The sequence below is a fragment of the Rathayibacter rhapontici genome (assembly GCF_001995175.1).
Classification (GTDB): domain Bacteria; phylum Actinomycetota; class Actinomycetes; order Actinomycetales; family Microbacteriaceae; genus Rathayibacter.
This window is the reverse complement of the sequence record NZ_MUKN01000075.1, coordinates 1-14086: the sequence shown is the minus strand read 5'-3', so window position 1 is coordinate 14086 and position 14086 is coordinate 1. Positions and strand designations below refer to the sequence as shown.

Here is a 14086-nt window from a genome sequence, read left to right as displayed (position 1 = left end):
CCGCCGTGCCGAGCACGCGCGCGCCGCGGGCGACGGCCAGCTGCACCAGAAGGCTCCCCACCGCTCCGCTCGCCCCGTGCACGAGCACGGTCTCGCCGGCGGCGACCCGCACCGCCTCGAGCAGGTGCACGGCCGTCGTGCCGGTCAGCAGGAGTCCGGCCGCCGCCTCCCAGCCGAGCCCGGCGGGCTTGGGCAGGACGGAGGACGCCCGGGCGATCAGCTCCCCGCTCCACCCGCCCGCGACACGGAAGGCCACGACCTCGTCGCCGACGCGGAGCGGACCGAGCGGGCCGACGGCTCCCTCGCCGACGGCGGTCACGACTCCCGACACCTCGGAACCCGGGCGCACCGGCGTGCGGCCCCGGCCGAAGTCGCCCCGCAGCAGCTTGGCGTCGGAGGGGTTCACTCCCGCCGCACGGACCCGGACGCGCACCGATCCGGGCCCCGGCTCGCCGGGATCCACCTCGACCGCGTGCAGCGAGGTGCCCGAGTGGTCGTCCGCCTGCATCGCCAGGACCATGCCGTTCCCCCTCCGGGATCGCGGCCCGGGAAGGCCCGGGCGCGGCCGACGCTAGCACCGGCCCCCGACATCACGGCAGCCGGTTCCCGTCGGTCCGAGAACGCGCGTTCCCTCCGCGCGTACGATGGGGGGATGCCCGCGCCCACCGCCGACCCCGATGTCGCGACGACCTCGCCTCGCACCGAGGTCCCGTCCGCGCGCGCAGCGGCCCCGTCCCCCCGCGCCGCGATCCTGGCCGCGGCCGACCGCCTCTACTACGAGCGCGGGATCCTGTCGGTCGGCATGGACGAGCTGCGCACCGCCGCGGGCGTCTCGCTGAAGCGCCTCTACGCGGAGTTCCCGAGCAAGGAGGCCGTCGTCGTGGCCGTCCTGCACGGCCGGCACGAGGCGTGGACCGCCGGCGTCACCGCCCGGGTCGCCGGAGCCGACGGCGCCCGCGAGAAGCTCCTGGCGATCTACGACTTCCTCTTCGACTGGTTCTCGGAGGACACCTTCCGCGGCTGCGGGTTCATCAACGCCTTCGGCGAGCTGGGCTCCTCGAACCCGGCCGTGGCGCAGCTCGCCCGCGAGCACAAGGCGTCGTTCCAGCGCTTCCTCGCCGAGCTCGCCGAGCAGATCGGAGGCGGCGCCGAGCTGGCCGCGCAGCTCGCGATCCTCGCGGAGGGCGCGCAGACGACGGCCGCGATCGCGGGGACGCCCGAGGCCGCCCTGCAGGCGCGCCGAGCGCCGTGGTGCTGATCGACGCCGAAGCGCGTCGAACGGCCTGACCGCGTCTCCCTACGCCTCGCCGCCCCCGGGCGGACCGGCGATCAGCAGCGCCGTGAAGACCACGGCCACCGCCGCGAGCACCAGCACCCCGGCGAGCACGGGCCGCACGAGCGCCCAGCGCAGCAGCCTGCTCGCCACCCGCTGATCGCGCGGATCGTCGCCCGCGACCCGGCGCCAGCCGCCCTCGAGGAGCCCGCGGCGCTCGAACCCGCGCTCGAGCGGGACGGTGGCGTACGGGATCACCGCGCTGGCGACCGCGAGGACCGTCGCTCCGATCGACCACCGCTGGTTGACCGAGAGCACGAGCGCGGCGGCTCCGTAGGCCAGGAAGGCGAAGCCGTGGATCGGGCCGGCGACGCTGACGGGCCAGTCGCCGACGCCGACGGCGTACTTCAGCAGCATGCCGACGATCAGGAGGGTCCAGGTCACCGCCTCGACGATCGAGAGGACGCGGAAGAGTCGACGGGGGCTCATGGGCGGGAGACTACGGCACCCCGGCTCCGCAGGACCTGAGCCGGATGCGGGTCCCCGGTCGGGCGATCAGCCCAGGACGTGGGTCAGCGACAGCGCCGAGAGGGCGCCCACCGCGACGGCGGCGACGGTAGCGAGCAGCCCGTGGAGGCGCATCCGCGCCGGTGCGGTGCCCGATGCGCCCTGCAGCCCGCTCCACAGCTGCTCGGCGACGTCCGCCGCCGAGGGCCGCTCGGCCGGGTCGAGCGCGGTCATCGAGGCCAGCAGCGGGCGCCAGCGCTCGGGCACGTTCACGGGCAGAACCGGTGCGTGGTGCATGCGCTGCAGCGAGATCTCGAGCGTGGTGCCCTCGTAGGCGCGGCGGCCCGAGAGCGCTTCGAGCAGCACGAGGCCGAGGGAGTAGACATCGGAGGCGGGGCCGACGGGGCCGGCTCCCACGCTCTCGGGACTGAGGTACCCGGCGGTGCCGACGAGCAGGTCGGGGCGGGTGAGGCGCGCGTCGTCGACCGCCCGGGCGATGCCGAAATCGCTGAGCTTCGCCTCGCGGAGGGAGGCACCGGCGGGCACGGGCCGGGAGCGCACGAGCACGTTCTCGGGCTTCACGTCGCGGTGCAGCACGCCACGGGCGTGGAGGTGGGCGAGCGCGTCCGCGACCTGCGCGCCGACCTCGGCGATCATCCGCTCGTCGGCGGAGGAGAACCACTCGGCGGCCGGATCCGCCGGGTCGAAGTACTCGAGGACGAGGTAGGACAGCTCCCCCTCCTCCTGCGCGATCTCGCCCTGGTCGAGGATCTCGACGACGGCGGAGTGGCGGGAGTCGATGAGGAGGCGGATCTCGCGCTCGCGTCGCGAGCGCTCGTTCGGGGTGTCGGCGACGGCGCGGTGCACCTTCACGGCGACCGGACGCGCCAGGCGCTGGTCGCGGGCCCGGTAGACGGTGGCGCTGCCGCCCTCTCCGATGCGCTCCAGGACGAGGTAGCGGCCGGCCAGGGTCGCCCCCAGCAGCGGGTCGGCAACGGTGGTCGGAGGCAGGAGGTCGACCGTCTCGATCACGTGGCACCTCCCTCATCCCGGAATCGCTAGCTTGTCTAACTAGCTAAGAGAGTTGTATCGGTACGGACCATCCGGGCACAACCCGGTCGACCGGGGTTCCACATCACTAGATGTTCTTGCTACACGACTGTCTAGACTGTCCTGCATGGACGACGTCGCGACCTCTCGACCCGGAGCCTTCTGGTTCCCGGGCGAGACGAGCGAGCCCGGAGCGGTCGAGGTCCTCGCCGCGATGCGGGCCTTCCGGACCGCCGAGACCGCCATGCGCCGCCGGACGCGCGGGTCGATGGGGATGGGCGAGAACGACCTCCTGGCCGTGCAGTTCCTCATGCGGCGCCAGCAGACCGGCCAGCACGTGAGCCCGAAGGACCTCGCCGCCTACCTCGGCATCTCCTCCGCCTCGACGACCGTGCTGATCGATCGGCTGGTGAAGAGCGGGCACGTGGTGCGTCAGCCGCACCCGAGCGACCGCCGGGCGATCCGCATCGTCGCGACGCCCACCTCCCACCGCGAGGTGCGCGAGACGCTCGACGAGATGCACCGCCGGATGCTCGAGGCGGCCGAGAAGCTGGACTCGACGGAGGCGGCCACGGTCATCCGCTTCCTCCAGACGATGCGCGACATCGTCGAGAACCCGACCGAGACGGCCGACATCGCCTACGCCGACCAGGCCTTCGCCGACGAACTCGTCGACAGCGCCCAGGAGCGCCGCCGCGCCTGAGCCCGATCCGGCCCCCGCCGGTCGACCGCCACGGAGCTCTCGACATCCGTTCACCCTTGGGCGATACCGTCGCTGCGCCCTGAGCACAAGGCCTGGCGCGTTCCCCGCGCTCGACCGGTGGCACTATCGGCGGAGCGCGATCCGGTCAATCCCCCGGCCCAGGTAGCTAGCTTGACTAGTAGGAAGTCTGTCTAGCGATATGCTGATCGGACCGCACCCACTCGTCTGATCGGAGAAGATCATGGGCAACATCCTCTACGGAACGCCTCCCGCCGCCATCGAGGTCGAGGATCGGGCACTCGCCCACCTCCAGATCGTGATCATCAACAAGTTCCGCCGTGACGAGCGCTTCCTGCTGACCCTCGACGCGTCCCCTCAGGCCGGAACCGGTCGCCGCGGCGTCTGGATGCACCCGACCATCCCGATCCAGTTCGAGTTCAAGGGCAGCCGACAGCCCACGATCAACCCCGAGTGGGTCGAGGCCCTCATGGAGCGCGCCAACAGCGGCGCCGGCCTGCGCATCGTCCCCGAGCCCGCCTCCCACGCCGCCGTGCCGCTGCGCCGCGCCGAGCCCGCCGCCTAGCCCGAACCGCATGGGCCGCCCCCGGCCCTCGCCCGACACCCCGATCCGACGACTCCCGATCGACGAGCCGATCCGGTGGAAGCACGTCCGAAGGCCCGCTCCTCCCCCGAGCGGGCCTTCGTCGCGTCCGGCGACTGCACGGATCGCTCCTCCTCGCAATTCGCTCGAAGGTGGTTGACATTCCACGCCACAGGGTGCTGAGGAGCCCTACACTTCGAGGGCGGCGCGGAGGACGTTCCGGCGGGCTCGTCCTCGCACCGCATGCATGGCCGGTCGCCGGCCCGGGTCCCCCTGCCCGAGGCCGGCGCCCGGTGTCGAGGCGCTCACGACGCGCCGTGTCCAGGTCCGCCACCCCCTCAGGAGCCCGGCGCATGACCATCGACACCACCTCCCGCACGAGCGACAGCACCGACGGCCTCGACCCGGTCGCGGAGGCCCACGAGCCCGCGGCAGCACCAGCCCAGGACCTCGCGCACCCCGGAGCGGTCTTCACCGCCGTCACCTCGGGCGCCTCGAGCAGTGGCGCATCGTCGCCGTCCTCGGCATCCGCGTGCTCGCCGAGCGCGCGGGCGGACCCACCGGCAGCGAGCGCCGCAGCTTCACGCTCCGCTTCGTGCGCTACCGGCTCTCGCTGCGGCCGAGGTCGCGCCGGAGGCGTCGGCCCAGGAGCGCCGCGGCCGGCGCTGACAGGAGCGCCGCCCCGGCGCCCCGGCGACCCCTGCGCTTCCTAGAGCGCCGGCTCCGGTCGCACCGACTGCGGCAGCCGCGCGAACAGCCGGTCGAACACGGCCCGGCGGTCGAACCGCAGCGCGTACTCGCGCGCGGCCACCGCGAGGCGCGCCCGCTCGGCGTCGTCGAGCTCGAGGATCGCGTGGTCCAGCAGAGCGGCGATCGCGTCCGGGTCCTCGACGGGAGTGATGAACGCGTGCTCGCCGATCGCCTCGCCGATCCCGCCGGTGAGCGTCGTGATGACGGGGCCGCCTCCGGCGAGCATCTTCTCGGCGAGCGCGATGCCGAAGGTCTCGACGAACTCCGGCCGCGGCTTGCTGGGCAGCACGAAGGCCGAGCACCCGGCCATCAGGTAGGGCTTCTCGGCGTCGCCCACGTCGTCGAGGAAGCGGATGCGGTGCGCCAGCGGTGACGCCGCCGCGATCCGGCGCAGCTCGGCCTCCTGGGGTCCGCGGCCCGCGATGACGAGCTCGTGCTGCTCGTGCACGCGGCTGCGCTCGTAGCCGGCGATGAGGTCCTCGACGCCCTTCGCCTCGGTGAGGCGGGAGAGGAACAGCACGTAGCCGTCCCTGCGCAGCCCGCGGGCGCGCACGAGGTCCTCGAGGGCGACCGGGTCGAGATCGGAGTAGGCGTCGGAGTCGATCGCCGGGTACGAGATCTCGATGCGGGCGCGGCACTGCTCGGCGAAGCGGGTGCCGTGCGCGGCGTCGATCCGCTCGGCCTCCTCGACGATGAGGTCGCGGGTGTACTCCGACACGGCGACGCAGTGGTCCTGCGAGAGGTAGGAGGCGAAGATGTGGGCGGCGGCGCCCAGGCGCCCCTCCTCCACCGCCCGGCGGACGACGTTGGTGACGTCCGAGCCGACCGCCTCCGCGACCGTGGTGACGTCGACGGGGAGTCCGGTGCTCCAGGCCGCGCGCAGCGCATCCGCCACCGCGATGGTGTGGGGGCTGAGGTACAGCGAGAGGCAGACGGTCGGCACTCCGTCGGTGAAGAGCTCGACCAGGCGGCCGATCATGCCGGCGAGGTAGCGGCCGTCCGGCACCTTGTAGTCGCCCACCGGAGCGGGGCGCTCGACGATGATGCCGTCGCTGTAGGGCAGCACCGCGTCCAGCGGCTTCAGCGGCAGGCCCGCCGCCTCGAGGCGCTCGATCGGCCAGGTGACGATGCGGACCTCGTCGAACCCGCGCTCGCGCGCCGTCTCGGCCAGGTTGCGCGCCTCGACCGAGTGGCCGCAGATCACCGGATCCGCCCGGACGACGATCACGAGCCGGTTCTGCACGGTGCTCGCGTGAGTGCTCTGGTCCATGGTCTCCTCCTAGGGCTGGATGGTGCTGGGCTGGATGGTGCTGGTGGGCTGGGTGGTGGTCGTCCGCCGCACCGGATGCGACGGCGGTCGGTGCTCCGGTGCCGTCGCCCAGTCCGACGGCTCGGGTCCGAGGTGCAGGGTGAGCTCGCCGCCGCGGTGCAGCTCGGCGGCGCTCAGGACGCTCGCCTCGAGCGGCGCTCCGTTGAACTCGGCCGACTGCACGTACTGCACCGGCCCGCCGGGCACGGGCTCGACGAAGCCGGTCGTGCGGATCTCGAGGTCGGCGCCGCCCACGGCGACGGACACGCGCGAGAACGCGGGCGCGTTCACGAGGAGCAGCCCCTGCCCGGCGACGGGGAACAGGCCCAGGCTCGCCCAGACGTACCAGGAGCTCAGGCCTCCGGAGTCGTCGTTGCCGGGCAGCCCGCCGCGGCCGGTGCCGAAGCGCTGGTGCAGCACCCCGTGCACGATCTCGGCCGTGCGGTCGGGCCGGCCGGCGTAGTGGTAGGCCCAGGGCGACTCCATGTCGGGCTCGTTGTTGAGCCCCTCGAAGCGCCCGAGCGCCGCGCCCGCGAGCATCTCGGCGCGGTCGGGCCGGAGGCCGGGCTGCCGCACCGGCTCGGCACCGTAGCCGAAGAACTCGTCCAGCTGCGCGACGAAGGCGTCGTCCCCTCCGCTCAGCGCGATGCGCCCCGCCATGTCGTGCAGCAGGCGGAAGGAGTAGTTGTGCCGCGTGCCCTCGTAGTAGGTCGAGTCCTTCAGCAGGCCCGTCCGCAGATCGAAGGCGTTCACCCACTGCGCCGCGCGCTCCTCGAGCTGCTCGGCGAGCACGCGGTCGCCGACGTGACGCGCCACGACCGCGGTGCACCAGTAGCCGTGGGCGAGGTCGAGGGTGTGGCTGATCGGATGCGCCTCGCCCGCCGCGAGGAACTCCTCGCCGTAGGTGCGCTTGAGGTCCTCCGCCATGTGCACGAGGGCCGCCTCCCAGTCGATGCCGGGCAGCCCCAGTCGGCAGAGGTCGGCGAGGAAGGTGTGCGCGAGGGCGCTGCCCTGCCGCGAGAAGCGGTCGCTGCCCTTGGCCATCCGGTAGCCGATCGGGAAGTTGCCCTCCTCCTCGCAGATGGTCAGCAGGGCCGCCGCGATCTCGACCGCGCGCTCGGGCAGCAGGGCCGTGAGCAGCGGGAGCTGGGTGCGGTAGATGTCCCACATCGTGCTCAGGTCGAAGACGAACGGGCCGTCGGTCGGCCAGAACGGGCTCTCGGACGGGGCGAGGCACGGCTTGATCAGCGAGTGGTACAGCGCGGTCGAGAAGACGGTCTCGCGGTCGACGGACGGTGTGTCGACGGCGATCCGGCGCAGGTGCTTCCGCCACGTCTTGCGGGTGCGGTCGCGGCGCTGGTCGAAGCCGGTGCCGGTCGGCGGCACGTCGCGGTGCAGGTTCTCGCGGGCGCGCTCCGTGCCGCGGAGGGAGAAGCCCATCCGGAGCTCCACGGTCGTGCCGGGCTCGCTCGGTCCCGCCCACATCAGGCCGAACGGGCGGAGTGTCGTGGGGCGGATGTGGTCGAAGTCGAGCCGGGTGCCGCCCGGCATCAGCCGGCGGTCGTACCAGAGCATCTGGCGCCACTGCAGCGCGTCGCACTCGAGGTGCACGGCCAGCGGAGCGCCCTCCATCACGATCTCGCCGCTCGCGACGCCGGGCGAGATCGAGCGCAGCTGCGCGCGCAACGGGATCGTCGCTCCGCTCGGGATCGCGAGGCCGCCGAGCGACAGGTCGACGACGACGCGGGCGCTGCGGTGGCGCGGGAACGTGTAGCGGTGCACCGCCGAGGCGGGGCCGACCGTGAGCTCGGCGCGCACCCCGGAGGAGAGGGTCGCGGCGTAGTAGCCCGGCTCGGCGACCTCGTCGACGACGTCCCAGCTGCGGCCGAGCTCGTCGAGCGGCTCGATCATCGGCGTGACGCGGAGGTAGTTGTAGTACTTCCGGATCGCGCCGGTGCCCGACTGCTGGAAGTGGGTGAAGCCCGACGCCTCGATGCCCTCGCGGATGAGCGGGGGGACGCCCTCGAGCGCCAGGTCGTAGCGTCCGTAGCCGGTCGGGTACGCGCCCGAGTAGGAGCAGGCCGAGACCATGCCCAGCGGGTAGGTCGCTCCCGGATGCGTGTTGCCGATCTGCGGCTTCGGCGACCACCAGGTCGCCGCCAGCCCGACGGGCTCGGGGAGGGCCGTGGGCTCCGTGCCGAGGAACGGGTCGACCCGCTCGATCATGCTCCGCTCACCGCCGCCGCCATGCCGTGACGCTAGGGGCGGTCGGTGTCATCGGAGTGACGCGGAGACGACGGGACGGCGACGGTCGGGCGGCCGGGGAGGGGCGCCGAGCCCCGCCTTACGGGATCAGCTTCTCGGCGCGGTAGCGGTCGAACAGCTCGGTGAAGGAGTCGACCGTGCGGTGGTGGAGCGTGAACCCGGCGAGGCGGGACTTGCTGATGTCGGTCACGACCTCGATCCCGCGGCCGAGGTCGGCGTCGGTGTGCCACCAGGAGGCGACGCGGGCGAGGTCGGACTCGATCAGGCCGTGCTCGTCGACGAGGCGCTGCCAGACGGGCTGCGCGTCGGCCATCTGCTGCTCGAGCGGCTGCGGCTGCTCCCCCGGGCCCACCGGCTCCACGCCGAAGTGCTCGGCGAGGCGCATCCACATCCACCGCCAGCGGAACACGTCGCCGTTGACGACGTTGAACGCCTCGTCGCGGCCGGCCTCGGAGGTCGCGGCCCACACCATCTGCGCGGCGAGCACGGTGGCGTCGGTCATGTCGGTCAGGCCGTTCCACTGCGTGAGCGATCCCGGGAACACGAACGGCTCGCCGAGCTCGCGCTGGATCGAGGCGTAGACGGCCAGCGTCAATCCCATGTTCATCGCGTTGCCGACCGCGTGCCCGATCACCGTGTGCGAGCGGTGCACCGACCAGGTGAAGCCCGCGCGCTCGGCGGCGGCGAAGAGCTCGTCCTCCTGCGCGTAGTAGAAGTTCGGAGCGTCCAGGCGCTCCTCCTCCTCGTGGAACGGGGTGTCGGGCATGGCGCCCTGTCCGTAGGCCTCGAAGGGACCGAGGTAGTGCTTGAGCCCGGTGACCAGGGCGACGTGCTCGAGCGGCGCGTGCGCCAGGGCGGCCAGGAGGTCGCGGACCATGCCGCCGTTGACGGCGATGTTCTCCTCCTCCGTCTCCTGGCGCGACCAGGCGGTGAAGAAGACGTGGGTGGGGCGCTCGTCGGCGAGGACGCGGGCGAGGTCCGCGGCCGAGCGGAGGTCGGCCGAGAGGGGACGGACACCGGCCCGCTCGGCGACCGGCCGACGGGAGAGGGCCGTCACGGGCCAGCCCTCCCCGGTCAGCAGGTCGACGAGGGCGGAGCCGCCGATGCCGGTCGCGCCGACCACGAGGGCGCGGCGGTCGGCCGGGGCGGCGGAGGCCTGGGCGGCGACGGCTGGAGCGGCGGAGCCCTGGGCAGCGGAGGTGGACGGGGTGGACGGGTGCGTCGAAGTCATCCCCAAGGGCAACGCCGACCGGCGCGAGGCATTCCCGCGGACCGCTCCGCGGCGATCGCGGCGCGGAGGTCGGGCAGACCCGCCGCCGGGGTGTAGCGGTAGTTCTTCGGATCGAGCACGGCGGCCGACGCGGCCTCGACGATGTGCTCGGGAGTGAGGAAGTCCGGCTCGCCCGCCGCGTACGAGATGACGGGCCGGCCCTGCGCCTGGAGGGCCTTGGCCTTCGCGTCGACCTTGAGGGTCGCGGACTCGGCGATGGCGGAGATTCGGGCGGAGACGCGCGTGGGAGCAGACACGAGCGCCAGCGTGCCCGGACCTCTCCGTAACACCTGGACACAGAGCCCGGTCCGCGGGGACCTGCGGCTAGCGTCGGCTCCCGTGCGCCGCCCCCGGCGCCCCTTCGACGAGGAGCCCATCATGACCGTCGCCACCGCCACCGCCCCCGTGGACTACGAGACCCTCGCCGCGCGCTTCCGGCCGCTCTTCGCCGACATCGCGGCGGGCGCCTCCGCTCGCGAGCGCGACCACGTGCTGCCCGCCGAGCAGATCCGCGCCCTCGCCGAGGCCGGGTTCGGCGCCGTCCGCGTCCCGGTCGAGAACGGAGGAGCGGGAGCGTCGCTCCCCCAGCTCTTCCGCCTGCTCACCGAGCTCGCGGCGGCCGACTCCAACATCCCCCAGGCGCTGCGCGGCCACTTCGCCCTCGTCGAGGACCGCCTGATCGCGACCGACGGCACCCGCGAGCGCTGGCTGCAGCGCTTCGCCGACGGGCAGATCGGCGGCAACGCCTGGACCGAGGTCGGCACCGTCGCGATCGGCGACGTGAACACCAAGGTCACCCCCGTCGAGGGCGACCCGACCCGGTTCCGCGTGAACGGCACCAAGTACTACTCCACCGGCAGCATCTTCGCCGACTGGATCGACACCTTCGCCCAGCGCTCCGACACCGGCGCGACGGTGATCGCGATCGTCGACGCGCACCAGAGCGGAGTGACTCACGCCGACGACTGGGACGGCTTCGGCCAGCGCACCACCGGCTCCGGCACGAGCACCTTCGTCGACGCGGAGGTCGCCGCGGAGGACGTGATCGACTTCGGGACCCGGTTCCGCTACCAGACCGCCTTCTACCAGGCGGTGCTGCTGTCGGTGCTCGCGGGCTCGATCTCCGCCGCGGAGCGGGAGCTCGCCGAGGCGGTCCGCGCCCGCACCCGCATCTACTCGCACGGCAACGCCGACTCGTACGCGGCCGACCCGCAGATCCTGCAGGTCGTCGGCCAGATCTCGGCGGCCGCCTGGGCGGGATCGGCGATCGTCGAGAAGGCCGCGCAGGCCCTGCAGCTCGCTCACGACGCCGCCTCCGGCGACGACCTCGGGCAGGAGGAGCACCTCAACGACCTCGCCGAGCTCGAGACCGCGCAGGCGCAGATCGTGCTGACGCAGCTCGCCACCCGCGCGACCTCCGACGTCTTCGACGCGCTCGGCGCCTCCGGAGTGAGCACCTCGAAGAACCTCGACCGGCACTGGCGCAACGCCCGCACCGCCGCGAGCCACAACCCGTGGGTCTTCAAGGCGCGGATCGTGGGCGATCACTCCGTGACCGGGGCACTTCCTCCGCGGGTCTGGTCGATCGGTGCGGGGCCCGGGCGCCGGGGGTAGCCTCGGCGCAGAGGCGCTTCTCTGCAGAGCTGCGGTTCTGCAGAGGCACAGTCCGCGACGAAGGGGGACGACGATGATCCGGTTCACGCGTGGCGGTATCGGGGCTTCCCGGAGCAGGACGGCCCGGCAGGCGCTGGGCCTCGGCCTCCTGGGGGTGCTCGCTCTGACGGGATGCACCGACCCCGGGCCGGTCGAGACGACGGCTCCGACCGCGACGACGACGGCCACCCGCGCTCCCGTCGCGACTCCGACGGCTGCAGGCGCCACTCCGGCCGCGGGGGTGCCGACGGACGGGACACCGGCGACGGCCCCAACGGCAGAGGCCCCGGAGGCGGGCGCTCCGGAGGCAGGGGCTCCGGCAGCAGAGGCTCCCGCAGCGGAGGCTCCGGCCGTGGAGGACCCCGCCGCCGCCCCGGTCACCGGCGGGCTCACCCCCTGCCCCGAGCTGCTCACCGCCGCGGAGCTCGCCGACCTCGAGTCCGACGGGCTGCGGCTGAACCCGGAGCCGGCCACCTACTTCGATTACCCGATCGTCGAGGAGATGCAGCAGGCCGGCCTGCTCTGCCGGTGGACCGGGCAGGGCGACGTGCACGTCGTCGTCGGTCAGCTCGCGCTGGGCGACGAGCAGTGGCCGACCGCGCGGGAGGGGTTCCTCGCCGAGGGCTTCGCGGTGGACGATGCGTCGGCACCCGGGTTCCTCAACGGCCCGGACGTCGAGGACGAGAGCTACCCCGGACGCGGCGTGCTGCACAGCGACGGCGTCCTCTACTACGTCAGCTACCCGGGGATCCTGCCCTCGCTCGTGCCGCTGGCCGGCTGACGAGAACCCGCTCCGTTCCCGCCTCGTCCCCGCATGGGGGACATCACCGGTAGCGTCGGGGGGTGAGACTTCCGTGGCAGGACCGGGGCGGTCGCGAGAGGCTGCCGCGCGACGTCCTCGTCCTCGGGATCGTGGCGTTCTTCGTGATGCTGGGCTTCGGCGTCGTCGTGCCCGTGCTGCCCGTCTACGTGCGCAGCTTCGGGGTCGGCTACGTCGAGGTCGGAGCGGTGGTGTCGGCGTTCGCGCTGATGCGGCTGATCGCGAATCCGTTCGTCGGGCCGCTCGTCGACCGGCTCGGCGAGCGCGTGGTGCTCGCGACGGGCATCGGGATCGTGGCGCTCTCGAGCGCGCTGGTGGGGCTGGCGGGCGACTACGCGCACCTGCTGCTGCTGCGCGGCGCGGGCGGGATCGGCTCGGCGATGTTCTCGGTCGCCGCGATGACGCTCCTCCTGCGCACCGCGTCGCCCGAGCGCCGGGGCCGCTCCATCGGCTTCTACCAGGGCGGGTTCCTGCTCGGCGGCATGGCCGGACCCGCCGTCGGCGGCGTGCTGACGGCGATCTCGCTCACCGCTCCGTTCTTCTTCTACGCGGGCACGCTCGCCGTCGCCGGGCTCGTCGGGCTGGTGCTGCTGCGCCGACCGGAGCGCGACGCGGACGCGGCGAAGGCCGCGGTCGTCACGCCGATGCGCGAGGTGCTCCGCGATCGCCGCTACCAGAGCGCCGTGCTCGCGAACTTCGCGCTCGGCTGGTCCGCGATGGGCGTGCGGGCGACGCTCGTGCCCGTCCTCGTGGTCGAGGGCCTGGGCGACGACCCGGCCTGGACCGGGATCGCCTTCGCGATCGCCGCCGTCGTGCAGACCGTCGCGCTCGCTCCGGCCGGCCGCTTCGTGGACACGGTGGGCCGGCGTCCGGCGCTGATCGGCGGGTTCGCCGTCGCGGCGCTGGCGATGCTCGCGATGCCGCTGGTGTCGGAGCTCTGGCTGCTCGTGCTGCTGCTCTGCTTCTACGGAGCGGCCGCGGCATTCATGGGGACGGCGCCGGGCGCGCTCGTGGGCGACGCCGCGGGCGAGCGCGGCGGGCGGCCCGTGTCGGTGTTCCAGGCCGCGTCGGACCTCGGCGGCGTGATCGGCCCCCTGCTCGCCGGGGCGCTGGCGGATGCGGCCTCGCCGACCGCCGCGTTCGGCTCGGCGTTCGTGCTGCTCGCGCTCACCGCGGTGATCGGACTGCGGATCCCGCGGGGCCGCGCGCTCTAGCTGTTGCGCCCGCGGGCGTCCACGGGCCACGAGACCGAGCCGCCGTCGCTCGTCAGCACGCGGTACTCGTCGGCGAGGTTCACCGCGACGCAGACGTGGTTCGGAGCGATCCGCACCCGGGATCCGACCGGCAGGTCGAGCCCGGTGATCGTGGCGTGGTGCTCGGACAGCACGGCGATGCGCGCCTCCGGGTGCTCGGGCAGGCGGCCGAACCCGCTCGACACGGCGCCGCGATCGGAGGAGAGCACCTTGCTCCCGGCGTCGGCGATCAGCCGGTCCGCGCGACGGGAGACGATCGTGGCGAGGACCGTGACCGCGATCGACTCGGGGCCGATCGTGCCCATCTCCCACTGCTGCGCGTCGCCGAGGGCGGACACGCCCGGTCGCAGCTCGGTGAGCACGCCCGCGTCGGCGAAGTCGGCGGAGGGCGTGGATCCCCCGCTGACCACGCGGGCCTCGACCCCGACCGAGGCGAGCGACGCGGCGGCCGCGGCGAGCGCCTCCGCTTCGTCGCGGGCCGCGGCGGCGCGCGCCTCGAGCGCGTAGCTGTGCCCGGGGAAGGTGAAGACGCCCACCACGTCGAGTCCGGCGGCGACGGCGGCGGCCGCGACGCCGCCGGCCTCCTGCGGCGGCACTCCGCTGCGGTGGTGTCCCGAGTCGATCTAGACGAC

13 protein-coding genes and 1 pseudogene are annotated in these 14086 nt (G+C 73.5%); 6 read left to right on the top strand and 8 right to left on the bottom strand.

Annotated elements, in window-relative coordinates:
• Nucleotides 1–520 (bottom strand): quinone oxidoreductase family protein (locus B0T42_RS17280; protein WP_158078170.1); only part of this gene is annotated, 520 nt, incomplete at its 3' end.
• 132 nt (nucleotides 521–652) lie between these two features.
• Here B0T42_RS17280 and B0T42_RS17275 point away from each other — a divergent pair.
• Entirely contained in the window at nucleotides 653–1258 is a 606-nt protein-coding gene (locus B0T42_RS17275; RefSeq protein WP_077224259.1) for a TetR family transcriptional regulator, read from the top strand.
• A gap of 39 nt (nucleotides 1259–1297) precedes the next feature.
• Here the strand turns inward: B0T42_RS17275 and B0T42_RS17270 are convergent, their stop codons facing one another.
• Nucleotides 1298–1762 carry a DUF3817 domain-containing protein gene (locus tag B0T42_RS17270; RefSeq protein ID WP_077224258.1) on the bottom strand — a complete coding sequence of 155 codons (465 nt, stop codon included), beginning with the start codon at nucleotides 1760–1762 and terminating at the stop codon, nucleotides 1298–1300.
• Between the two features lie 66 nt (nucleotides 1763–1828).
• Entirely contained in the window at nucleotides 1829–2812 is a 984-nt protein-coding gene (locus B0T42_RS17265) for a serine/threonine-protein kinase (RefSeq protein ID WP_077224257.1), read from the bottom strand.
• Nucleotides 2813–2957: 145 nt separating this feature from the next.
• Between B0T42_RS17265 and B0T42_RS17260 the strand changes: the two genes are divergently transcribed.
• Together B0T42_RS17260 and B0T42_RS17255 are read left to right on the top strand one after the other, a co-directional pair.
• A complete protein-coding gene (locus B0T42_RS17260) occupies nucleotides 2958–3533 on the top strand; it encodes a MarR family winged helix-turn-helix transcriptional regulator (RefSeq protein ID WP_077224256.1) in 576 nt (191 codons plus the stop codon).
• 241 nt (nucleotides 3534–3774) lie between these two features.
• Nucleotides 3775–4116 (top strand): DUF7882 family protein, encoded by a 342-nt coding sequence (locus B0T42_RS17255; protein WP_077224255.1) that lies wholly within the window; start codon nucleotides 3775–3777, stop codon nucleotides 4114–4116.
• 727 nt (nucleotides 4117–4843) lie between these two features.
• On the opposite strand, the gene B0T42_RS17250 is transcribed toward B0T42_RS17255, so the two are convergent.
• The 4 genes and pseudogenes from B0T42_RS17250 to B0T42_RS17235 form a co-directional block, all read right to left on the bottom strand.
• Nucleotides 4844–6154, bottom strand: a complete 1311-nt coding sequence (locus tag B0T42_RS17250; protein ID WP_077224254.1) for a glycosyltransferase — start codon at nucleotides 6152–6154, stop codon at nucleotides 4844–4846.
• A gap of 9 nt (nucleotides 6155–6163) precedes the next feature.
• Nucleotides 6164–8419, bottom strand: coding sequence for a glycoside hydrolase domain-containing protein (locus B0T42_RS17245; RefSeq protein ID WP_077224253.1), 2256 nt, complete (start codon nucleotides 8417–8419; stop codon nucleotides 6164–6166).
• Between the two features lie 118 nt (nucleotides 8420–8537).
• Nucleotides 8538–9689, bottom strand: coding sequence for an SDR family oxidoreductase (locus tag B0T42_RS17240; RefSeq protein ID WP_077224252.1), 1152 nt, complete (start codon nucleotides 9687–9689; stop codon nucleotides 8538–8540).
• Between the two features lie 29 nt (nucleotides 9690–9718).
• Nucleotides 9719–10018, bottom strand: a pseudogene (locus tag B0T42_RS17235) (aspartate aminotransferase); the annotation flags it as partial.
• Nucleotides 10019–10106: 88 nt separating this feature from the next.
• On the opposite strand from B0T42_RS17235, the gene B0T42_RS17230 reads away from it, so the two are divergent.
• From B0T42_RS17230 to B0T42_RS17220, 3 genes are all read left to right on the top strand, one after another.
• On the top strand, nucleotides 10107–11342 hold the full coding sequence (locus B0T42_RS17230; RefSeq protein WP_077224251.1) for an acyl-CoA dehydrogenase family protein: 1236 nt from the start codon (nucleotides 10107–10109) through the stop codon (nucleotides 11340–11342).
• Between the two features lie 391 nt (nucleotides 11343–11733).
• Nucleotides 11734–12162: a hypothetical protein gene (locus tag B0T42_RS20550; protein WP_173892349.1), complete on the top strand. Its 429-nt coding sequence runs from the start codon at nucleotides 11734–11736 to the stop codon at nucleotides 12160–12162.
• A 62-nt stretch (nucleotides 12163–12224) separates the two neighbouring features.
• A complete protein-coding gene (locus B0T42_RS17220) occupies nucleotides 12225–13415 on the top strand; it encodes an MFS transporter (protein ID WP_236720380.1) in 1191 nt (396 codons plus the stop codon).
• Here B0T42_RS17220 and B0T42_RS17215 read toward each other — a convergent pair.
• Nucleotides 13412–14077, bottom strand: a complete 666-nt coding sequence (locus B0T42_RS17215; RefSeq protein ID WP_094742793.1) for an alanine racemase — start codon at nucleotides 14075–14077, stop codon at nucleotides 13412–13414. The two genes, B0T42_RS17220 and B0T42_RS17215, sit on opposite strands and share 4 nt — an antisense overlap.
• Nucleotides 14078–14086 lie beyond the last annotated feature (9 nt).